Here is a 21005-nt window from a genome sequence, read left to right as displayed (position 1 = left end):
GGCTACTGCGCGGCGAGGGCCGCGATGTCGATGGTCCACACCGCGTTGTAGACGACACCCGAGACGTCCTTCGCCGCGGCGATGTTGTTGCCGGGCTGGAGCAGCGGGATGAAGGGGCCGTCGGCGTTCAGCGCGGTCTGCAGCTCCTCGAAGCGCGACTGGCGCTCGTCGTCGCTGCCGCCGGTGGCCGCGGCGTCGGCCAGCGCCGAGATCGCGGGGGCCGCACCGTCGGTCCAGCCGGAGCGGAGGCCCACGACGTCGCCCGGGGTGAAGACGAGGTAGTCGCTCGGGTCCGGGTAGTCCGGGCCCCAGTACCAGAGGCCCATGGTCTCGGTGCCGTTGCGGTAGGCGTCGAGCTCGGTGGCGACGGGGGCCGGTGCGAGCTCGACGGTGATGCCGGCGTCCTTCAGCTGCGACTGGATGCGCTGCGCGATGGTCGGGAAGTCGATGCCGTTCAGGCTGATGTCGCTCGGGAAGTTGAGCGTCACGGACTCGCCGGCGTAGCCGCTCTTCGCGAGGTCCGCCTTCGCGGCGTCGAGGTCCTGGGTGAGCGCGCCGCTCTCGGGCAGGGCGCCGAGCAGCATGCTCGGGATGACGCCGGACGCCTGGGCGGTGCCGTTGCCGGCGATCGAGACGAGGTCGTCGTAGTCGACGGCCTCCTTCACGGCCTTCACGAAGTCGGGGTTCGACGTGATCGCCGAGACGCTCGGGTTCTGGTTGAGCAGCAGGAAGATCACGTTCGCCGACGGGTCGCTGGTCACCGCGACCGAGTCGCCGAGCGCCTCCGCCTGAGTGCCCGAGAGGTCCAGCGCCACATCGGCGCTGCCGCCCTCGACGTTGATCTTCTGGGTCGCACCCTCGACGTTCTGGATGACCACGCGGCCGTAGCCCGGGGCGTCGCCGTCGTAGTTCTCGTTCGCGGTCAGCACGACCTGCGAGGCGAGGTCGAGCGTGTCGAGCACGTACGGGCCGGAGCCGGCGGAGGTGGTGTTGAGGAACGTCTCGGCGGTGTCGGTCTCGTCGGTGGTGCCGCCGTTCTCCTTCACGACCTTCGAGTTCAGGATGCCGAGCGCCGGGTTCGCCAGGATCGCCGGCAGGGCGGGCGTGGGGTTCTCGGTGGTCAGCACCACCGTCGTGTCGTCCTTCTTCGTGACGGTGACGCCGTCGAGGAGGAACGAGGGGTTGCCCTTGAGGCCGATCACGCGCTGCAGCGAGAACACCACGTCGTCGGCGGTCATCGCGGTGCCGTCCGAGAAGGTGTGCTCGCCGTTCAGGGTGAGGGTGAAGGTCTTCGCGTCGTCGGACTGCTCGAGGCTCGCGAGGCCGTCGACGACCTGCGAGACGTCGCCGCCCTCGAAGGTGAGGAGGGTCTCGTAGAGCGCCTTGTCGACCATCTGGCCGGTCGGCTCGTACATGCGGCCCGGGTCGGCGGTCTTGAGGTCGAACGCCTTGTTGATGGTGAGCGTCGCGCGGCTGCCGTCGGCGGTGTCGACGCGGCCCGAGGAGCAGCCCGCCACGAGGAGGGCGAGCGAGACCGCCGCAGCGGCGATCACCACTCGCGTCGGGGCGGAGCGCGGGGTGCGGGTGGAGCGGACAACCATGGAGGCCTCCTGGCGAGGGTTCGGCTGGACGTGTTGCGAAACGATGGCACATCGCGACGCACTCCGTTTCCTGAGGGCCGCTATCGTGGACGAACTGCCTCCCGCAGCAACGAAGGAGTGGATTATGTCGATCACCGATCCGGCCGCCGGTGCGGTCGCTGGACAAAGCGCGGGCGGGCTCGACGACCTCAATCTGCGCATCCTCGCCGTCCTGCGCGAGAACGGGCGCATCTCGATGTCCGCCCTGGCCGAGCGGGTGAACGTCTCGCGGGCGAGCGTCTACAACCGGGTCGAGCAGCTCACCGCATCCGGCGTCATCACCGGGTTCTCGGCCCTGGTCGATCCGGGGAAGGTGGGGCTCGACGTCTGCGCCCTGGTGTTCGTGACGGTGCATCCGCAGTCGTGGCACCGGTTCCGCGAGGGCATCCTCCAGATGCCCGACGTGGAGTACTGCTGCATCACGACCGGCGAGCACGACGCGATGCTCCTGGTCCGCTCGCTCGACATCGGCGGCGTGCACGACTTCGTCACCGGCGTGGTCGCGGCCCGGCCCGAGGTGAAGTCGGTGGTCTCGGTCGTCGTGCTCGACGAGGTGGTGCGCAAGGCCTACCTGCTGCCCTCCGACATCCCCGACCGCTCCGGATCGACGAACCGGCTCGGCATGACGCGGTTCACCACCGCGGGGAACGGCCGCGACGCGGCGCGCTGAGCGTCAGACCTCGACGCAGATGCTGACGTGGTCGTCGCCGTCGATCTCGAACTCCTCGACGAGCCGCAGCAGGCCTTCGCCGTCGAGTTCGACACGGCTGCCGCCGGTACCGCTGACCACGGTCCCGCCGTCGATCAGCTGATGCACGAACGAGACCTGCAGGGCGTCGCCGGTGCGCGTGCCCACGAACCGGCCGAAGGTCACGGTGTCGCCGACGTAGTCGCCCCAGACCACTCCGTCGCGCTCGGAGTAGCGGAACCGCGACGGCGACTCCGGGTCGACCGCGCTGTTGGTCGAGGAGGTCATCACGAACTCGCGGCCGTCGAGACTGGGGGCAGTGGTGGCGTCGTTCACGTCATGGAGTATGCCGGAGAGGTCGGGGTGTCCTGGCCGCGGGCCGATTTCATCTCATCCTTCGGGTCGCGAACCTGTGGAACTGGACGAAAGTGTCGTCACGGCGTCCCTCCACGGTTCATTCGTCTGCGGTCGCGGACCGACCGACGTCGCTCGGATCGAGCCGAAGGCCCTCCGGCGTGGAGCGGGCGACTCCACGGACAGGACGTCGTCCGGTGTCTGCGAGGCGTCCGGACCCCCCCGGCCGCCTCGATGCTCCAGCGATTCGTCCGCGATCGGATTCTTTCCCGTACTCTCAAAACCCGTACGGGGAATGAATCGGGGCTCATTCGCAGCCGATTCGTATTCAGCATCTTGGGGGCGCAATGGATCCGCAGCAATCGGTGAACAGTGATCGCGCCGTGTGCGCCCACGCGAGGAGCGGCGGATGACCGGGTCGAGTGCGACCGGCGCCGTGGTGAAGCGCCCCGAGTCGCGGGAGTGGATCGACTTCGCCAAGGGCGTCGCGATCAGCCTCGTCGTGCTCTACCACTCGTCGTTGTTCCTCGGATTCTTCGACCTCGCGGGGTACGTCCCGAAGCTCCGCACCGTGCTCCTCTACTTCCCCATGCCCGTGTTCTTCTTCATCGCGGGCCTCACGGCCGCCCGGATGCTGACGTGGACGTTCGCCGAACTGTGGCGCCGCCGAGTGCTCGCGCTGGTGTACCTCTACCTGCTGTGGTCGTTCATCCGGGTCGTCTTCTACCTCATCGTCCCGTTCTCACGGTCGGAGGCGACCTCGCCGACGGACCCGCTCAACGTGCTGGTGCTCCCCATCCTGCCGTCGAGCAGCTACTGGTTCATCTGGGCTCTCGCGATCTTCAGCATCCTCGCCTGGCTGATCCGCAAGGTGCCCCGATGGATCCAGCTCTCGGTGGCCGGGCTGCTGGCCGTCGCGGCGACGACCACCGGCCTGCTGGACACCGACAACATCGGCTGGGACCGGGTGCTCCAGAACTTCATCTTCTTCCTCGTGGCGATGTTCATCCCCCGCACGTTCTACCGCTTCGCCGCTCGTGTGAAGCTCTGGCAGGCGCTCGCGCTCGCGGTGGCCTACCTCGGCATCATCGCGGTGATCGTCGCCTTCGACGCCAACCGCATTCCGGGCGTCATCCTGATCGCCAGTTCGGTCGCGATCATCGCGGGCATCGCCGGCTCCCAGTACCTCGTCAAGGTCCGCGCACTGAAGATCTTCGTCACCATGGGGCAGCAGAGCTTCCAGATCTATCTCCTGCACCTCTTCGTGATCGCGGTCGTCGTCGCATTCGTCCCCCTGCTCGGCGAGACGAATGTCCCAACCCTTCCGGCGACGGTCTTCCCGGTCGCCCTGACGGTGTTCTCCCTCTGGGCGTCGCTGTTCATCTTCCAGTCGCTGCGGCGCTTCTCCTGGCTGTGGGTGAGCCCGTTCAGCACCGGCAAGTCCCAGAAGAAGCGCCTCGCCGCCAGGAATGCGAGATCAGCCGAGGTCCAGCCCACCGCGGTCGAGTCCGCAGCTCCTGTCGCCCCGGCCGATGAGCCCGCTGACGCGGGGACTGCGGGCAGACCGGAGAAGGACTGACCAGCGAGCACCTCCCGGGCGACTCCCCGGGCGACCCTTCTGCAGGCCCGAGTCGTCTCGGGCGCTGGTGAGTCCGCGTCAGACCGGGCCGGCCCGCACTGCTCGGTCTCGGGCGAGCCGAGGGAGCAGTCGGACGAGGACGACCATGCCGACGAGTTCCACGAGGGTCTGCGTGACGACGACGACGGGCGCGAGCGACAGCGGTGCCGGGAGCGCGAGTGCGAGGGGCAGCACGACGAGCGAGTTGCGGGTCGCGCCGCTGAACACGAGGGCGCGCGTCGCGGGCACGTCGAGTCGGAAGACGCGTCCAGCACCCAGCCCCAGAGCGGTCATGACCACGAGGAATCCCGCGTAGAGCGGGACGAGAACGAGAAGCCGACCGGCCGAGGCGCCCACGGCGCCGGACTGGGAGGCGACGACGATGAAGAGCGTGGCCGTCATGAGCGGCACCATGAGCCCGAGCATCGTGGACTCGACGATCCGGCCGGACACGTGTCGGCGCGCCAGGGCCTGCACCAGCCCGGCCGCAGACAACGGCACCACGATCAGCAGCAGGAACGCCCGCGCGAACGGACCGGCGTCGACCACCGCCACCCCCGCAGGACCGATGAAGAGCAGCAGATACATGGGGAGGAGGAGGATCTGCGCGAGCATCAGCAGCGGTGCGGCGGCGAGCAGCCGGTGGGACGCCCCTCCGGCGAGCCCGGCGAACACGATCACGTAGTCGATGCACGGCGTCAGGAGCACCAGGAGGACCCCGAACAGCAGCACCGGAGTGTCGGCGACGAATCGGGACAGCCCGTAGGCGACGAGCGGCACGACGACGAAGTTCAGCACCCCGACCGCGGCGAGGAAGCGGCCGTCGCGCAGAGACCGTCCGATCGCGGCGAACGGGACCCCGAGGAACGTGGCGAACAGCAGCAGCGCGAGCACCGGTTCGATCGCGACCTCGAGGTGGTGCGCGGCGGGCAGCAGCAGTCCGAGAGCGGCGCCGGCGGCGATCGCGGCGAGGTAGAGCGGGATCTGGCGGTGCTCGAGCCAGGCGACGAGCGCCCTCACGACAGCAGGTCGGCGAGAAGGAGGGGCACGGGTGCAACGGTAGAGGTCCGAACCGCTTGAGGGTCGCTGCTCTGCCGCTCGTCGCGGCGGAGGGGCTTCTCCCTCGACCCCGCCCCGGTGAACGGACCGGGTCGAGACCTTCGACGATGCGGCACAGCCGGGGATCCGCTCCCGCACGGTCCTCCCCCGTGGGACGCGCGCCCAGGACAAAACGCCGTCGACAGCTCTTTCCCGAGTCACTCGCGGTCCTCCTCATAAGCTTTCGCAACTTCTGGTGCAGAGGTGTCGGAAAGATACGAACGCATCACATCGCATCAGGCGCGAAAGGCTCGAAGAGCTCAGAGGTATTGAGGCCTCGGCCAGTTAATGCTTTGATTCACATCGAACCGGTTCGATGATCTATGCAGCACTGTGCGGACAGGTTCGACCAATCGCTCGATCAATGGAGATACAGCAGATGAACAGATCCATCGCTCTACGCGAGACGCCTCCCACGGATGCCGACCGGCGACAGCGCCGTCGGACCCGCGGGCGTCGTGTCCTCGCAGCAGTCGTCTCAGCGGCGGTCGTCGCAGCGGGGAGCGTCCTCGCCGTGGGCGCTCCCGCGGAAGCGGCACCCGGAGCCGCAGCCACGCTCGTCGTGGAGGCCGACCAGCCCTTCCGTCCCGTCACTCACATGGCCAGCGGGTCCCTGTACGGACTGGCGAGCGCCGCCGTCCCGTCCCTCGACAAGATCCTTCCCATCAAGCCGCACACCTTCGTGCAGAAGCCCGAGGGGGGCACCCAGCAGCCGACCGGTGACGCCCTGTCGGTCGCCGACACCGCGAAGTCGGCCGGTGCGGGCGTCGTCGTCCGCCTGGTGGACTACCTGCCCGGCTGGCCCTATCGATACGACAAGGCCTCCTGGCTCCCGGCCGTCGAGAAGATGGTCGAGGACACGCAGGCATCCGGCAAGACGAACATCGTCGCCTATGCCATCTGGAACGAGCCCGACATCACCTGGCAGGCGTCGAACGGCTCCTTCTTCGATCTCTGGACCGAGACCTACCGTCTGATCCGCACCCTCGACCCCGAGATGCCGATCCAGGGCCCCGCCTACTCCGACAACATCACGAACATGCGCGCGTTCTACGAGCACGCGAAGGCGACCGACACCCTCCCGGACGTCCTCGAGTGGCACGAGCTGATCCGCTCCTCGAAGATCAAGGGCGACGTCGAGAAGGTCCGGGCCATCCTCGACGACCTCGACCTCCCCGAGCCGCCCATCGACATCACCGAGTACGCGGCACCCGCCGAGGTCGGCCTGTCCGGCCCGCTGGTCGGGTACATCGCGAAGCTCGAGCGCTACGGGATCACCCGCGCCGAGCTCCCGTTCTGGAACCAGTCGGGCGCCCTGGGCGACCTCCTCACCGGACGGAACGGCGACCCCAACGGCGCGTACTGGCTCTACACCTGGTACGCCCAGATGAGCGGCCAGATGGTGACCACCACGCCGCCGTCGAACGAGAGCCCGCTCGACGGCGCCGCCTCCGTCAGCGACGAGGGCGACGAAGTGCGCGTCATCGCCGGCGGCAACACGGGAGCCACGTCGATCAAGGTCAACGGGCTCGACGAGCTGTCGCTCGGCTCGAAGGTCGACGTCCAGGTGGACTTCACCGCCTCCTACGGCCGCACGGTGAAGACCGACGGCCCGGTCACCATCTCCAACACGACCTACGAGGTCGCCGCCGACGGATCGATCACGGTGCCCATCGTGATGAACCCGACCTACGGCTACCAGGTGATCGTCACCCCGGAGAAGAGCCCGACCAGCCTGGCGGGCGACTACACCGTGGGCAACGCGAACTCCGGTCTGCAGCTCGCCACGCAGGGCGGCGCGACCGCGAACGGGACGCCGGTCGTCCAGGCCGACTCCGCGACCGCGACCGGACAGGCGTGGAGGATCACGGCAGCGGGCCAGGGCCTCTACCGCGTCGTCCACACCCCCAGCGGACGCGCCCTGACCATCGCCGGCGCCGCAGCGTCCAACGGAGCAGCCGCGGTGATCGCCGACGTGAACGGCGGAGACGAGCAGCTCTGGCAGCTCATCCCCGACGGGAAGGGGAAGGTCCGCCTCGCGAACTACGCGACGGGCAAGACGCTCGGCGTCCTCAACCTGAGCAAGGACGCGGGCGCTGCGGTCATCCAGTGGTCCGACGGCGCACCGACCTCCAACTGCCAGGTCAGCGGAGCCCGACAGCCGGGCAGGTTCGGCACGGCACTGGACTTCTGCAAGACGGCGTCGTACGGGTCGCTCCCCAGCGGAATCGTCAGCGGACTCACCGGCGACTGGTCCGTCTCGACCTGGATCAAGCCGGCGTCGCTGACGAACTACTCCCGCGTCTTCGACTTCGGCACGGGCCAGAACGTCAACATGTTCCTCACCCTCAACGCCGGGGGTGCCGGACCGCGGTTCGCCATCACGAACACCGGCGCCGGGGGCGAGCAGCGACTGACCTACGGCGGTCAGAACTTCCCGCTCAACCAGTGGTCGAACGTGGTCGTCACCGTCTCGGGCACGCAGGGCACGATGTACCTCAACGGCACGGTCGTCGCCACGAACCCGAACATGACGGTGAAGCCGTCGGCTCTCGGGAACACCAACCGGAACTACCTGGGCAAGTCGCAGTACGGGGACCCGGCGTACGACGGCGCGATCGACGACTTCGCCGTCTACGACCGGGCGCTGTCCGCGGCCGACGTGGCCGCTCTGGCCGGCGGCCGGGCGGCGGCGGGCACCGTCGCGCAGTACGCGTTCGACGAGGCGTCCGGAGCCGCGCTCCAGGACTCCTCGGGGAACAACCGGAACGGGACCATCGTGCTCGGAACCGACGGGGCCACCACCAGCACCGCGACCGACGCCCAGACCGCCGACCGGTTCTGGACGCTCACGCCGGTCGCCGTCGCCGACACGACCAAGCCGGCGGTCACGCTGGTGTCACCCACCACGGCCGGACCCTTCTCCGCACTGGCCGTTCAGGTCGATGCGACGGACGACCGCGGACTGAAGCGCATCGTGGCCAACATCTACAAGGACGGCAAGCTCGTCACGAGCACGCAGTCCCCGGTCGCCGGTGGAGCGAGGACCGGATCGCACTCGGCCACGGTGCAGCTGCCCGACGGGAACTACACCGTCAAGTACAACGCGGAGGATCTCGCGGGCAACATCGCTCCCACGAAGACCTTCGCGGTGACGCTGGACAGCACGGCGCCGACGGCCACGGTCAAGACCGAGCCCTCCTTCACCACCGGTGAGAAGGGCGTCTACGACCAGGTGAGCTTCAAGCTGTACGACGCGGGCAGGATCGACAGGGCGGTCATCAACGGTCGCGTGAAGGATCTCACCGACAACGCGTGGTCCGACGTGAACTTCATCAAGCCGGGCGTCTTCGGCGCGGTCAAGGGTGCCAACACCATGGTCGTCCACGACGTCGCCGGGAACACCACCACCGTCCAGTTCACCCTGAACTGACCCGGACCTCGAGGCGCCCCGTATCCGTACGGGGCGCCTCGAGCGTGTGCGGGGCATGCCACGGCAGGGTGGGCACAGGGAAGGCGTCCCCCGCCCGGACCGGCAGCGGCCCCTGGATGCAGGAGCATGAGGTGCGACCGCCGCGTGCTCTCCTGCACCTGAGCGGAGAGCCGGCAGCAGTCCGACCGGTCCTCGCCGTCCGACAGCCTCCGAGGAGAACGACAGTGGCCACCATCGCAGACGTCGCCCGCGAAGCGGGCGTCTCCCGCAGCACCGCGTCCTACGCGTTCTCGGGCAACCGCCCGATCTCGGCCGAGGTGCGCCGGCGAGTGCTCGCTGCGGCTCGTCGCCTGGAGTTCACGCCCAACGCGGGCGCGCGATCGCTGGCGACCTCGCAGACCCGGGTCATCGGCCTGCTGGCGCAGTTCCTCGAGGACGAGTTCGCCCCCGCGATGCTGCAGTACACCCTCGGCGTCTCGAACATGGCCCGCGAGCTCGGATACGACATCCTGCTGGTCACCGACGCGGACGGCACGAGCGCACTGCGACGCATCAGCGACTCCCGCATGGTCGACGGGATCGTCCTGCTCAATGTCGCCGTGGACGATCCGCGGCTGGACATCCTGCGCAACGCCCGGCAGCCCGGCGCCCTCGTCGGCCTGCCGAGGGACTGCTCCGGCGTCGACGTCTTCGACCTCGACTTCGAGGAGACCGGTCGCGCGATGATCGACCACTTCCACGCCCTCGGGCATCGGGAGCTCGTGCTCGTGTCCCCGCCCCAGCACGTCGTCGATCGCGGCGGCGCCTACGTCTGGCGCCTGCAGGACGCCGCTCTCCAGGCCGCCGATGCCCACGGCATCCGACTGCACACGTCGTTCGCGCCCTCCACCCAGCCGGACGTCGGCCGAGCGCTCGGAGATCTGCTCGACGCGCACCCTCGGGCGACGGGGCTGCTCGTCAACAACGAAGCGGCCGCAGCGGCACTTCCGAGCGTTCTGGGAGCACGGAGCACGAGGAGCCCGGAGGACGTCTCCGTGCTCGGCCGGTTCTCGGAGGAGTTCGCGCGCACCTTCTCGCTCCCCTACTCCTTCGTGGAGAGCGCACCCGACCGGCTCGGGAGCATGGCGGTGCGTCAGCTCGTCCGCCGGATCGAAGGCGCGACCGACACCGAGGAGGCGTACGTCGTGCGCCTCCTCGGCCCTGAGATCGTCGAACGCGGCAGTACGGCGCCTCCGCGTCCGACTCCCGCGGCCTGAGCGGACGACCTCGCCCGGGGGCCCTCCATCCACCCGGGACCACGACCACGAGGGCACGATGGTCGCCTTCGCCGCCGCTGCTGCCGTGACGACAGCCGCCGGAATCACCCGCCGCCAGAAGTCGCCGAATGATCGGCTGTCGGCACGGTCGTCCGGTTCGTCGTGTCGGACGTATGGATCCGCGACCGCTTCCCGCCGTCGGCGCCCCGGCCACCCGTGCGCTCGAGGACGCGGGCGTGCACGATGTGGACGACGTGAGGCGGGTGGGCCTCGACCGTCTCGCAACCCTCCACGGAGTCGGGCCGAAGGCGCTCCGGCTCCTCCAGCAGGCCCTCGACGCAGACGATCCCGCTCCGTAGCGATCCCTTCCCCGCACGGTCGCCTCGACCCAGAATGGTCGGAGACTCGGCGCGCCGGTTCCCGGGGGCGATCCGACCGCGGAGGCGGCCGCCGAGGGAACGGTGGTCGGATGAACCAGGAGGCGCGATGAAGGTCATGCTCGTGATGCGGTCCGACGGCAGCTACGCCGGGGGCGATACCCCCGAGGACTACGCGGCCTGGGCGGACTACGACGCGTCGCTGAAGGCGGACGGCGTCCTCGTCGACTCCGGACGCTTCGCCGACGCCTCCGGGGACGTCTCCGTCGAGACGGATCTGACCGCGGCGCGAAGAGAAGGCGGCACTCCGGCCCCGTCCCGAGCGGAGGAGCGGTCCGCCCTCGTCGGCTACTACCTGCTCGACTGCCCGACCCGGGACGACGCCGTGCGGTACGCCCGACGCGCCCCCCTCTACGGCTCGGTCGACGTGCACGAGCCGGCGCAGTACTGAGCCGCGGTCGCCGGTCGGGCGGCTGTCCCCGTCACCGCCGAGCGGGACCGACCGCTTCACCCGAGGGATGCGAATCGGGCGTCCGGGATCGGGGCGGCGGGAGGGAAGTGGTGTACCGTCATCGCCTGACCGATTCTCATCGGAGTGGTCGACCCGTCTCACCGGCGGTGTCGATCCGGGGCTGAAAACCTCCGGCGTCCTCGAAGCCCGGAGGTCCTCCCATGTCAGTGTCCCCACGAAGTACCACCGTCGACGGTGACGCGTCCCCCTTCGTCGTCGTGGTCAGCGCAGAAGCGCACCCGAGCGGCGCGGGGTCGGAACGGTCCGATCCGGCCACCTCGCCGGCAGCGCTCGCACGTCCGAGGACGGGGTACGGCGGAGCGATCCGGCTGGCGCAGGGCCGCGTGCTCGGCCCGCCCTCCTCCCCCGGCACCGAGCTCCTCTTAGGGCTGCTCTTCTGGCGCAGCCGCCGCGACGCCGAGGATTTCGCGGCGGAACTGAGCCGCGCTGAATCGACGTGGGTCGTGGACGAGGGGATCTACCGGTTCACCACCTCGGCGACGGCGAGCCCGGACGACGCGACTCCCGTCGATCCGGTGCGCGCTGCCCCGACGGCGGCCCACGAGATCATCCGACTGGCGCCCGTCGCGGGCAAGCAGGCATGGATGGCCGAGTACAACGAGAGCGAGACGCGCGGTCACATCAGAACGCTCGAGGGCTTCGTCTCGACGAGCTTCTTCCGCGACCTCCGGAGCGATCGGATCATCGAGTACGTGCAGTGGCGCTCGGCCGACGACCTGACAGCGGCGTTCGGGGACGAGCGCTTCGCCGAGCACTTGAGCGTGAACAGCCATTACTCCGACGGCGAGGCCTTCCTCTTCGGAGTACGGTCGACCGATGCGGCACCCGCCGATGAACCGCCCGACGGCTCGTCCACCCCCTCCGGGACCGACGGTCCTGCCGCCGCTCAGAGCCCCGAGGCCCGACCGTGACTCGACTCGAGACCGTTCACGAGATCCTCGGGCCCTGGTCGTTGGCCACCACCCAGCGGTTCTGGGAGGGCTTCACCCCGAACCGGCTCGCGTCGCAGCCGCAGGCCGCGGGCATCCGCTCCGCCCTCCTCTGCGATGCCGACTGGCAGCGAGTGGACGTCGTGGTCACCCAGGACGGGCCGTCCGCCCGCATCGTGGTCGAGGGCCCGGGCGACCTGGACGCCGCGACCGAGCAGGTCCGTCGGCTGCTGTCCATCGACATCGACGGGCGCAGCTGGCCCGACGTCGCGGCGCGCGACGAGGTCATCGCGGACGTGCAGGCTCGGCTCCCCGGGTTCCGGCCGTGCGGCTTCTTCTCGCCCTACGAGGCGGCGGTCTGGACGGTCCTGTCGCGTCGGCTGCAGATCCGGCAGGCGGCGGCGGTCAGGACGCGTCTCGCGCAGCAGCTCGGTGATGACGGAGCCTTCCCGTCCCCGGCCGTCCTGCGTGCGGCGTCCCTCGACCTGCCCGACCGCAAGGCGGAGTACCTGCAGGCGATCGCCGAGGCCGCCCTCGACGGACAGCTCTCCGGCTCCCACCTGCGCTCGCTCCAGCCGGCCGAGGCCTTCGTCCAGGTGCAGAGCATCCTGGGGATGGGGCCGTTCTCGGCCGAGCTCGTCGTGATCCGCGGCGCGAACTTCCCCGACGTCCTGCCGCGCAACGAGGGCAGGCTGAGCGACGAAGTCGCGAAGCGCTACGGCGACGACCGGTCGATCGACGAGATCTCCGAGACGTGGACGCCGTTCCGCTCCTGGGCGGCGGTGCACCTGCGCGCGCTCGCGGAGTAGACGGGCGACTCCCAGGGGCGGCCCACCGTCAGGACGGCTCCTCCCGCAGGCGCCCCGCGGCGGCCGCTGCCGCGGAGATCTCTCCGCAGTGAGTCCGGCGACGGACGCCACCCCGAAGGCCCGGGCGGATGATGGTCGGGTGAACCGCACCGATCGTCTGTACGGGCTCGTCGAGGAGTTGCGGGCGGTCTCGCCCCGGCCGCGGAGCGCGCGCCGTCTCGCCGAGCGGTTCGAGGTGTCGGTGCGGACCATCGAGCGGGACCTGTCCGCGCTGCAGCAGGCGGGTCTGCCGATCTGGGCGGAGCCCGGCCGCACGGGCGGCTACGTCATCGACGCGTCCGCGACCCTCGGTCCGGCCGGGTTCACGGTGGAGGAGGCCGTCGCGGTGCTGATCGGCCTCAGCGCGCTGCAGCGCAGTCCGTTCCGGCAGGCGGCCCGGACCGCCGCCCGGAAGACGCTCGCGGTCCTGCCGGACGACGTGGCCGCCCGCGCCGGCGCGGTCGCATCCCGGGTGCACTTCCTCGAGAGCGAGGAGGAGGCGGTCGTCCCGGCGGAGTTCGCGACGGCCCTCCGAGCGGATCGTGTCGTCCGGCTGCGCTACCGCGACAGCAGCGGCGCGGAGTCGGTCCGCGACGTCGAACCGCTCGGCTCGATCGGGAAGGAGGAGCACTGGTACCTGATCGCGTGGTGCCGGCTGCGGGAGGGGGTCCGGGCGTTCCGCGGCGACCGGATGCTGTCGGTCGAGGTGACCGACGAGCGGCCTCCGCAGCGCACCCTGCGAGCCGAGGACCTCGCGCTCCAGTACGGACGGCTGCGGTCCGTCGTCGACGACTGACCCGCTCCGGGGACGGCCGCCGCGGACCTCGCGGAGTCGCGGACGATCTTCGGAAACACCGACAGGACGGTGTCGCGACGACCGGCGAGCCTGGTGCCATCACCTCATCCCGGCCCTGAAGGAGCCCCATGTCGTTCACCTCCCTCCGCATCGTCACCGACGACCTCGACGGCCTCGTCGCCTTCTACGAGCAGGTCGTCGGCCGACCGGCCGAGCGCCCGGCGCCGGTCTTCGCGCAGTTCACGGGAGCGGGTGCGACCCTCGCGATCGCCCGCACCTCGACGGTCGCGATGCTCGACGGCGCCGTCGTCCCCGCGTCGAACCGCTCCGTCCTTCTCGAGTTCGAGGTGCCCGACGTCGACCGCGCCTTCGCCGAGCTCGCACCCCGGAGCGAGGACGTGGTGCTCCCGCCGAGCACCATGCCGTGGGGCAACCGCTCCGCCCTCGTCCGCGACCCGGACGGGAACGTCGTCAATCTGTTCAGCAGGCCCGCCGGCTGATCGGTCGCGTTCCGTCGGCCGCGCCCGCTGGGCCCTGCCCGAGTGGCGGCCCGACGACCGGAGTGGGTCGCGACGCGTTTCAGAGAGCCGTTCCCCGCCGGGACGGCGTCATGACGCGCTGCCGGGCGCTGCGAGCTCGCCCGTGAGGTACTGCGCTCGACCGAAGCCGAAGGACCAGTCCGCCGCGGTGTTCTCGACGAAGCCGACGACGAGGTCGGCGCCGTCGACGCCGATCTCCTCCAGCGCGGCGGCGAGTGCGGCGAAGAACGTCTGCTTCTCGTCCGTGGTGCGCCCGGTCTGAGTGAAGATCTGGATGACCACGACCTGCTCGGACCTCTCGATGCCGAGACCGACGTCGAGGGCGGTGAGCCGGCCGGGCTTGTGCTCGGTGACGATCTGGAAGCGGTCGCGCTCCGGGAGGCCGTAGACCTCGACGAGGGTGCGCATCAGCGCGTCGCCGAGTGCGGTGATCTGCTGGTCGGAGCGGCCCTCGATCAGGTCGATGCGGATGAGCGGCATGGTGATTCCTTCGGGTCCGGGGAGGTCGTCGCACCGTAGCGTGCGGCCTGCGCCGACCTCTGCCCCTCCCCTGCGTCTCCTCTCAGCCGGGCGGCGTCGGAAGGATCGGGCAGCCTCTCCTTGCTGGCGCGTCAGCGGGGCTGGTGCTTGCATGGCCCTCATGTCGACCCCGTCCGCGCCTCCGCCCTCCTCGCCCCGCGCGGAACCTCACGACGGTGCGATCTCGGGGCGGCTGAACTGGTTGCGGGCGGGCGTGCTCGGCGCGAACGACGGAATCGTCTCGGTCGCCGCTCTCGTCGTGGGCGTCGCCGGCGCCACGACCGCCACGGCACCGATCCTGACGGCGGGCGTCGCAGGGGTCGTCGGCGGTGCGATCTCGATGGCGCTGGGCGAGTACGTGTCGGTGAGCAGCCAGAGCGACAGTCAGCGTGCACTGATCGAGAAGGAGCGCGTCGAGCTGGCAGAGGATCCCGCCGGGGAGCTCGAGGAGCTCGCCTCTCTCTACCAGGCGCGGGGCCTGACCCCGGAGACCGCGCATCGGGTCGCCCGCGAGCTGAGCGAGAACGACGCTCTGACCGCGCATCTGGAAGTGGAACTGGGCCTGAGCGAGGAGGCGGTCGCCAGTCCGCTCGCCGCCGCCGGCGCCTCGGCACTGTCGTTCCTCCTCGGCGCCGCGCTGCCGCTGCTGGCGATCCTGCTCCCTTCGCCGGAACAGAGGGTTCCGGTGACCTTCGCTGTGGTGCTGATCGCCCTCGTCGCGACGGGGTTCATCAGCGCCCGGGTCGGCGGCAGCCGGGCTCTGCGGCCGATGATCCGCATCGTCGTCGGCGGCGCTCTGGCGCTCGCTGCCACGTTCCTGATCGGGTCGCTGCTCGGCACGTCCGGCGCGATCTGATGCCCCGGATCCTCGTCGTCGAGGACGACCCGCAGATGGGTGCCCTCGTCGAGCGGGGGCTGCAGGAGGACGGCTACGACGTGCATCTGGTCGACAACGGTGTCGATGCGCTGATCGCCTTCACGGCGGGAGACGTCGACGTCGCCGTCGTCGACGTCATGCTGCCGGGGATGACCGGGTTCGAGGTCTGCCGTCGGCTGCGCGAATCGGGCAGCACCGTCCCGGTGGTGCTGATCACGGCGCGGGACGCCGTCGAGGACCGGATCTTCGGGCTGGACTCGGGCGCCGACGACTACGTCACGAAGCCGTTCCACTTCGGCGAATTGAGCGCGCGGATCCGCGCGCAGATCCGCCGCCGGACCAGCGGCCCACAGCCTGTGGTGCAGATCGGAGCGCTGCGCCTGGACGCCTTGGCGGTGCGGGCGACCGTCCGCGACCGCCCTTTCGCGCTGAGCGTGAAGGAGTTCACCCTGCTGCGCTTCTTCGCCCTGCGGCCGGACGAGGTGCTGACCCGGACGGGGATCCTCACCGAGGTGTGGGGGTCGTCGGAGACGTTCGAGCCGACTCTCGTGGACCAGTACGTCAGCTACCTCCGCAAGAAGCTCGCGCTCGCCGATACGGGCCTTCGGATCACGACGGTCCGCGGCGCGGGGTACCGGCTGGAGCGCGCCGAGTGAGGCTGCTGCGCTCCCTCTCGATCCGCTCCCGGATCACTCTCGGCAGCCTCCTCGTCGCGCTGATCGGGGTCGGTGCGACCACCCTCGTACTGCACGCGCAGTTCCGCAGCATCGTGGTCGCCTCCGAGGTGACCCTCGCCGAGGGCGACCTCGCCCCGTACCTCGCCGATCTGCGTTCGGAGCCGACCGAGACCCCTGACCCGCCGGCCGAGGGGATCCTGATCTTCGCGCGCGCTCCCGGCGGTGCGGTCCCCGTCGACACGATGCCGCACGACGTCCACGAGGTCCTGGACCGCAGCAGCGGCAACGACGGCGCCTCGACGGTCGTCACCGACGAGGACGTGCGGTTCACCGTCGTCTCGCGGACCCTCGACACCGGCGCGGGCACGTGGGAGCTCTGGGCGGCGCGCAGCGGCGCCGGCAGCGACCTCACCGTCGCGGCCCTCGACCGGACGCTGCTCGTCAGCGCCGCAGCCCTCGTGATCCTGTCCGCTCTCGCCGCATGGCTGCTCACCGGCGTCGCCCTGCGTCCGGTCGAGCGGATGCGCCGCACCGCCGCCTCGCTCGGCGATCGTGACGGAGGCGAGCTCCCCGTCGGCTCGGCGACTGATGAGCTGTCGGACCTAGCGGAGACGCTGAACGCCTTCCTCGCCCGGACGCGGGACACGGCGGATCGGGAACGGCAGATGGTGTCCGCGGCCAGCCACGAGATCCGCACGCCACTGGCCGTCGTCATCACCCAGCTCGAACTCGCGCACCGGCACTTCGGCGACGCGGACGCCCTCGAGACGGAGATCCGCGCCGCCGAGGGGTCCCTCGCTCGCCTGTCCCGGCTGGCGACGAACCTCCTGGAGCTCTCCCGCCTGGACGCCGCCCCGCCGGTCGCGGCGCGCGCGACGGCGCGCGAGCTGGAGACCGAGCTGATGGACTCCGTCGACCGGCTGAGGACGATCGCCGGAGGCGCCGGCCCCGAGATCGAGCTCGACACCGCGATCGAGCGGGCCGATGCGCCCTACCCGCTCTCGGCGAGCGCGTTCTCGCGGATCCTCGACAATCTCGGCGCGAACGCGATCGCTGCGACGCCGCCGGGAGGACTCATCACCCTCCGTCTGCGCCAGCACGACTCCGGCCTCGAGCTGCACGTCGAGGACACCGGGCACGGCGTGCCGGAGGAGTTCGTGCCGCACGCCTTCGAGCGCTTCTCCCGGCCCGACGAGGCGCGCACCAGCCGCGACGGCGGCAGCGGGCTCGGGCTCGCCCTCGTGGCGGCGCTCGTCGACATCGCGGACGGCTCGGTCGCCCTCGAGAACCGCAGCTCCGGCGGAGTCGCGGTGACGATGGTGCTGCCCGAGCGGTGACAGCCGGGCCCTCGACGACCGATCGCAGGAGGCCACCGGCTCCGACGACTGATCGCTCCGGCGAGCGAGCGCACGCACTGACTCCGCCCGGTCGGCGCCTCGCAGCTCGGCGGTGAAGCGGGGAGTGGGCTCCGAGGACGGGCGAGCGATCGTTCGAGGGCTCACACGAACGCGTCGATCCGGCGGAGCGCGCGGGACAGGCGCGTAGCGTCACGAGGACAGCACCCCTCGACCGAAGGCGCCCCCGATGAACGACTGGCAGATCAACGGCCTCCCTCTCCACCCGCTCCTCGTGCACGCCGTCGTGGTCCTGCTCCCCCTCGCCGCACTGATGCTCGTCCTCGGCAGCGTCTGGCCCGCCGCCCGCCGCAGGTTCGGGATCTTCACCCCGATCATCGCCCTGGCCGCGCTGATCGCCGTCCCGCTCACCACGCAGGCCGGCGAAGCCCTCGAACGCCGGACGGAGCCGTCCGCGATCCTCGAGCTGCACACGGAGCTCGGCGATCACCTGCTCCCCTGGGCCGCCGGCTTGTTCGTCATCGCCCTGGTGCAGTGGCTCTGGTTCCGCCGCACGCGACGGAGCGATGACCACGCCACCACCCGCCGCCCTGTCGTCGGGATCGTGCTTGCCGTCGCAGCGATCGCCGTCTCCGTCGGAGCCACCATCGACGTCGTCCGCATCGGCGACTCCGGGGCGCAGGCCGTCTGGTCCGACTCCACCACCGGCACCGACCAGGCACCCGCGCCCAGCGGCGACAGCGACGACTGAGTCCCCGACGGATCAGCGCTCATGCCCCTGCGACGGAGGACGCGCCTCCTCCAGCCCGCCCCGCCCGCTGGATGCGCGCCCGCACCAGCCGCTGCAGCAGCGCGGGGTAGAGCTGAACGGCGATCGTCGACCCGAGCAGCCAGGCCGCGCCGCCCGTCGCACCCGTGACTGTCGCGGCGAGGGCGAGCGCGACTCCGACGGCCGTGCACGCGACGTGCACCGCCTCGGAGCGGCGGGTGTGCTGATCGAGAGCGGCCAGCCCCGCGCGCGTGCCGTCGAAGCCGCGCTCGCGGGTGACGAGGCGGTTCCACCCGACGACGTCGAGCAGCCGACCGAAGACGCCGACCCCGAGCGCCCGCAGCACCGTCGGCTCGCGGCGGCCCACGTCGAACCAGGACTGCTCGAGCGGACGGGTGCGCGCACCGAAGGTCAGTGCCGCCCAGCCGGTGAGGACCATCTGCGCGACCGCGGCGAAGACCGGGCGCGAGGGTCCGATCGCGTGCCAGGCGGCGGCGAGGAGGGCTGCCGCGACGGCGGTGAGGACGAGGGTCCGGACCACTCCCGCTCCCTCCTGCCCGTGCTGCGGTGTCGGACCCGACCACCGGCGCACGCCTCCCATGATGACCGCTGCCGGGCAGTCGCCGTCAGGCCGGTACCGAGAGGGTCGCCGTGAAGACCGGCCCCCGGCGGGCCGGGTGAACGACGTCGAGACGGTGACGGTCCCGCCTGCCCGGGCGAGGATCGCCCGGGTGATCGCGAGGCCCAGACCGGCACCGCCGTCGTCAGGGGCTCACGCCGGGCTGGGTCGACCCGCGCCTCACCAGGTCCGTAGGCAGGGTGATGGCAGCCGGGCGCTCCCCCTCGATCGCCTGCAGGAGGAGGCGGACCATCTCCGCGCTGATCCGCTCGAAGGGCTGCCGCATGGTCGTCAGCGGCGGGTCCGTCGTGAGGGCGACGGCCGAATCGTCGAATCCGCCGACGGCGACGTCCTCCGGCACACGCTTGCCGAGCCGGGCGAGTGCGTCGATAGCGCCTGCTGCCATGCGGTCGTTGGCGGCGAAGACGGCGTCGATGTCGGGATGCGCGGCGAGAAGCGCCTCCATCGCAGTGGCCCCACCGGCCCGTCCGTAGTCGCCGAACTCCACCGCCTCCGCACCGCCCACCTCCGCGCGGTAGCCCGCGAGCCGCGCGATCCCTCCCGTAGTGTCGGGCGGTCCGGCGATCGTGGCGATGCGCGAGCGTCCGAGGCTCCGCAGATGAGCGACCATCTCCCGCGCTCCCTCCTCGTCGTCGGCGGCGACGTAGCCCATGCGCTTCTCGTAGCCGACCGGCACGCCGCAGGCGATGGCCGGCACTGAGGATCTCTGGATGTCCGTGAGCAGCCGTGCGCCGACGTGGGCGGAGATGAGCAGGACCCCGTCGACGTGGCCCGCGTCGATGTAGGCGAGGGCTCGCCTCTGCTCGTGCTCCGTCCCCGCGAGGATGAGGACGAGGGCGACGTCGTGCTCCGCGAGTGCGGCTGAGGCGCCTCGGAGCAGAGTGGCGAAGTTCGGATCCTCGAAGAGCGAGCGCGCGTCCTCCGTGAGGAGGAAGGCCACCGTGTCGGTGCGGCTGCGGGACAGGCTCCGGGCGTGGGGATTGGCGCGGTAGCCGGTCCTCGTGATCGCCGCCTCCACTCGCGCGTGCGCTTCGGGGCTGACCCATCTTCCGCCGTTCAGCACGCGCGAGACCGTCCCGCGCGAGACACCGGCCTCGACAGCGACGTCCTGAATCGTGGGGCGTGAGGGCGTCCCGCCTCTTCCGCGCGAAGGCATCCGCGTCACTTCACCGCCCCGGCCGCCAGGTCGACCCGCCAGAACCGCTGCAGGACGAGGAACATCGCGATCAGCGGCAGGATCGAGAGGAGTGCCCCGGTGATGACCAGCGTGTAGAGCGCCGGCGCGGAGGCGCCCTGGTTGAGCAGCCCGTTCAGGCCGACCGTGAGCGGGAAGAGCGAGTCGTCGCCGAGCATGATGTACGGCAGCATGAAGTTGTTCCAGATCGCGACGAACTGGAAGAGGAAGATCGTCACCAGCCCCGGCAGGAGCATCGGAACGGCGATCCGGGTGAAGATCCCCATCTCCCGGGCGCCGTCGGTCCGGGCGGCCTCGATGACCTCCGTCGGCACGGCGGCCGCGGCGTAGATCCGCGCGAGGTAGATGCCGTAGGGGCTGATGATCTGCGGCAGCAGCACTCCCCAGAACGAGTTGGTCAGCCCCACCTCGGCTAGCAGGAAGTACTGAGGGATCGCGAGGATCACGCCGGGGACGAGGACGCCCATCAGCAGGACGGCGAAGACGCCCTTCCTGCCTGGGAAGTCGAACTTCGCGAGCACGTATCCCGACAGTGCCGATACCCAGGTAGAGGCCACTGCACCGACGCCCGCGTAGAGCGCGGTGTTCAGCATCCAGCGCCAGAACAGACCTCCCCGGTACTGCGCGAGAGCGACCACGTTGTCGATCAGATGCGAGCCGGGCGCGAGCGTGAAGGTGGAGAAGAGCTCGCCGCCGCTCTTCGTGGACGCCGTCACCACCCACAGCACGGGGAAGAGGCAGTAGACGGCGCCGATCAGCAGGATCGTCGTCGCGATCCAGCCCGGACGTCCGCGATCGGGGTCGCGGCGTGCGGTCCTGGACCGTGTCCGCCCGACGGCGCGGGCGGGGGCCGCTGAAGGATGCC

21 protein-coding genes are annotated in these 21005 nt (G+C 70.6%); 14 read left to right on the top strand and 7 right to left on the bottom strand.

All coding sequences use genetic code 11. From position 1 onward, the window contains the following. Positions 1–2: 2 nt before the first annotated feature. Positions 3–1601 (bottom strand): ABC transporter substrate-binding protein, encoded by a 1599-nt coding sequence (locus C5C95_RS10355; protein WP_104324388.1) that lies wholly within the window; start codon positions 1599–1601, stop codon positions 3–5. A gap of 124 nt (positions 1602–1725) precedes the next feature. On the opposite strand from C5C95_RS10355, the gene C5C95_RS10350 reads away from it, so the two are divergent. After that, positions 1726–2310: an Lrp/AsnC family transcriptional regulator gene (locus tag C5C95_RS10350; RefSeq protein WP_104223259.1), complete on the top strand. Its 585-nt coding sequence runs from the start codon at positions 1726–1728 to the stop codon at positions 2308–2310. Between the two features lie 3 nt (positions 2311–2313). Here the strand turns inward: C5C95_RS10350 and C5C95_RS10345 are convergent, their stop codons facing one another. Beyond that, the gene (locus C5C95_RS10345) at positions 2314–2664 is read right to left on the bottom strand and encodes a hypothetical protein (RefSeq protein WP_258059427.1); all 351 of its coding nucleotides are present in this window, start codon (positions 2662–2664) and stop codon (positions 2314–2316) included. 427 nt (positions 2665–3091) lie between these two features. Here C5C95_RS10345 and C5C95_RS10340 point away from each other — a divergent pair, with 427 nt between their 5' ends. After that, positions 3092–4261 carry an acyltransferase gene (locus C5C95_RS10340; protein WP_104226527.1) on the top strand — a complete coding sequence of 390 codons (1170 nt, stop codon included), beginning with the start codon at positions 3092–3094 and terminating at the stop codon, positions 4259–4261. A gap of 78 nt (positions 4262–4339) precedes the next feature. On the opposite strand, the gene C5C95_RS10335 is transcribed toward C5C95_RS10340, so the two are convergent. Beyond that, the gene (locus C5C95_RS10335; RefSeq protein ID WP_104324387.1) at positions 4340–5320 is read right to left on the bottom strand and encodes an arsenic resistance protein; all 981 of its coding nucleotides are present in this window, start codon (positions 5318–5320) and stop codon (positions 4340–4342) included. A 676-nt stretch (positions 5321–5996) separates the two neighbouring features. Between C5C95_RS10335 and C5C95_RS10330 the strand changes: the two genes are divergently transcribed. The 8 genes from C5C95_RS10330 (at position 5997) to C5C95_RS10290 (ending at position 14069) form a co-directional block, all read left to right on the top strand. Then, complete coding sequence (locus C5C95_RS10330; protein ID WP_219814755.1) at positions 5997–8831, top strand: LamG-like jellyroll fold domain-containing protein; 2835 nt, start codon at positions 5997–5999, stop codon at positions 8829–8831. A 224-nt stretch (positions 8832–9055) separates the two neighbouring features. Continuing rightward, on the top strand, positions 9056–10087 hold the full coding sequence (locus tag C5C95_RS10325) for a LacI family DNA-binding transcriptional regulator (protein ID WP_104324385.1): 1032 nt from the start codon (positions 9056–9058) through the stop codon (positions 10085–10087). 173 nt (positions 10088–10260) lie between these two features. Beyond that, complete coding sequence (locus tag C5C95_RS10320; RefSeq protein ID WP_104223264.1) at positions 10261–10446, top strand: DNA-binding protein; 186 nt, start codon at positions 10261–10263, stop codon at positions 10444–10446. A gap of 127 nt (positions 10447–10573) precedes the next feature. Further along, on the top strand, positions 10574–10915 hold the full coding sequence (locus tag C5C95_RS10315) for a YciI family protein (protein ID WP_181125647.1): 342 nt from the start codon (positions 10574–10576) through the stop codon (positions 10913–10915). Between the two features lie 221 nt (positions 10916–11136). Next, positions 11137–11907, top strand: a complete 771-nt coding sequence (locus tag C5C95_RS17465; RefSeq protein ID WP_181125645.1) for a hypothetical protein — start codon at positions 11137–11139, stop codon at positions 11905–11907. Further along, complete coding sequence (locus tag C5C95_RS10300) at positions 11904–12734, top strand: DNA-3-methyladenine glycosylase (RefSeq protein WP_104324382.1); 831 nt, start codon at positions 11904–11906, stop codon at positions 12732–12734. The genes C5C95_RS17465 and C5C95_RS10300 overlap by 4 nt, the downstream gene beginning before the upstream one ends. 139 nt (positions 12735–12873) lie before the next feature. After that, positions 12874–13569, top strand: coding sequence for a YafY family protein (locus C5C95_RS10295; protein WP_104262256.1), 696 nt, complete (start codon positions 12874–12876; stop codon positions 13567–13569). Positions 13570–13697: 128 nt separating this feature from the next. Beyond that, positions 13698–14069 carry a VOC family protein gene (locus tag C5C95_RS10290; RefSeq protein WP_104324381.1) on the top strand — a complete coding sequence of 124 codons (372 nt, stop codon included), beginning with the start codon at positions 13698–13700 and terminating at the stop codon, positions 14067–14069. Between the two features lie 108 nt (positions 14070–14177). On the opposite strand, the gene C5C95_RS10285 is transcribed toward C5C95_RS10290, so the two are convergent. Continuing rightward, complete coding sequence (locus tag C5C95_RS10285) at positions 14178–14588, bottom strand: tautomerase family protein (RefSeq protein WP_104223271.1); 411 nt, start codon at positions 14586–14588, stop codon at positions 14178–14180. A 160-nt stretch (positions 14589–14748) separates the two neighbouring features. Here C5C95_RS10285 and C5C95_RS10280 point away from each other — a divergent pair, with 160 nt between their 5' ends. The 4 genes from C5C95_RS10280 (at position 14749) to C5C95_RS10265 (ending at position 18287) form a co-directional block, all read left to right on the top strand. Then, positions 14749–15483 carry a VIT1/CCC1 transporter family protein gene (locus C5C95_RS10280; protein WP_104223272.1) on the top strand — a complete coding sequence of 245 codons (735 nt, stop codon included), beginning with the start codon at positions 14749–14751 and terminating at the stop codon, positions 15481–15483. Next, positions 15483–16160: a response regulator transcription factor gene (locus tag C5C95_RS10275; protein ID WP_104223273.1), complete on the top strand. Its 678-nt coding sequence runs from the start codon at positions 15483–15485 to the stop codon at positions 16158–16160. The genes C5C95_RS10280 and C5C95_RS10275 overlap by 1 nt, the downstream gene beginning before the upstream one ends. Then, complete coding sequence (locus C5C95_RS10270; protein ID WP_104223274.1) at positions 16157–17518, top strand: cell wall metabolism sensor histidine kinase WalK; 1362 nt, start codon at positions 16157–16159, stop codon at positions 17516–17518. Before C5C95_RS10275 ends, C5C95_RS10270 begins: the two co-directional genes overlap by 4 nt. A 247-nt stretch (positions 17519–17765) precedes the next feature. Continuing rightward, entirely contained in the window at positions 17766–18287 is a 522-nt protein-coding gene (locus C5C95_RS10265) for a DUF2231 domain-containing protein (RefSeq protein ID WP_104223275.1), read from the top strand. 19 nt (positions 18288–18306) lie between these two features. Here the strand turns inward: C5C95_RS10265 and C5C95_RS10260 are convergent, their stop codons facing one another. The 3 genes from C5C95_RS10260 to C5C95_RS10250 form a co-directional block, all read right to left on the bottom strand. Further along, the gene (locus C5C95_RS10260) at positions 18307–18846 is read right to left on the bottom strand and encodes a hypothetical protein (protein WP_104223276.1); all 540 of its coding nucleotides are present in this window, start codon (positions 18844–18846) and stop codon (positions 18307–18309) included. A 223-nt stretch (positions 18847–19069) separates the two neighbouring features. Beyond that, positions 19070–20101: a LacI family DNA-binding transcriptional regulator gene (locus tag C5C95_RS10255; protein ID WP_104223277.1), complete on the bottom strand. Its 1032-nt coding sequence runs from the start codon at positions 20099–20101 to the stop codon at positions 19070–19072. 5 nt (positions 20102–20106) lie between these two features. Continuing rightward, positions 20107–20916, bottom strand: coding sequence for a carbohydrate ABC transporter permease (locus tag C5C95_RS10250; protein ID WP_258062243.1), 810 nt, complete (start codon positions 20914–20916; stop codon positions 20107–20109). Positions 20917–21005: the final 89 nt, after the last annotated feature.

The organism is Rathayibacter sp. AY1B7 (genome assembly GCF_002932735.1).
In the GTDB taxonomy this organism is placed as follows: domain Bacteria; phylum Actinomycetota; class Actinomycetes; order Actinomycetales; family Microbacteriaceae; genus Rathayibacter.
The sequence above is the reverse complement of the archived record's forward strand: the minus strand, read 5'-3'. Positions and strand labels throughout refer to the sequence as shown.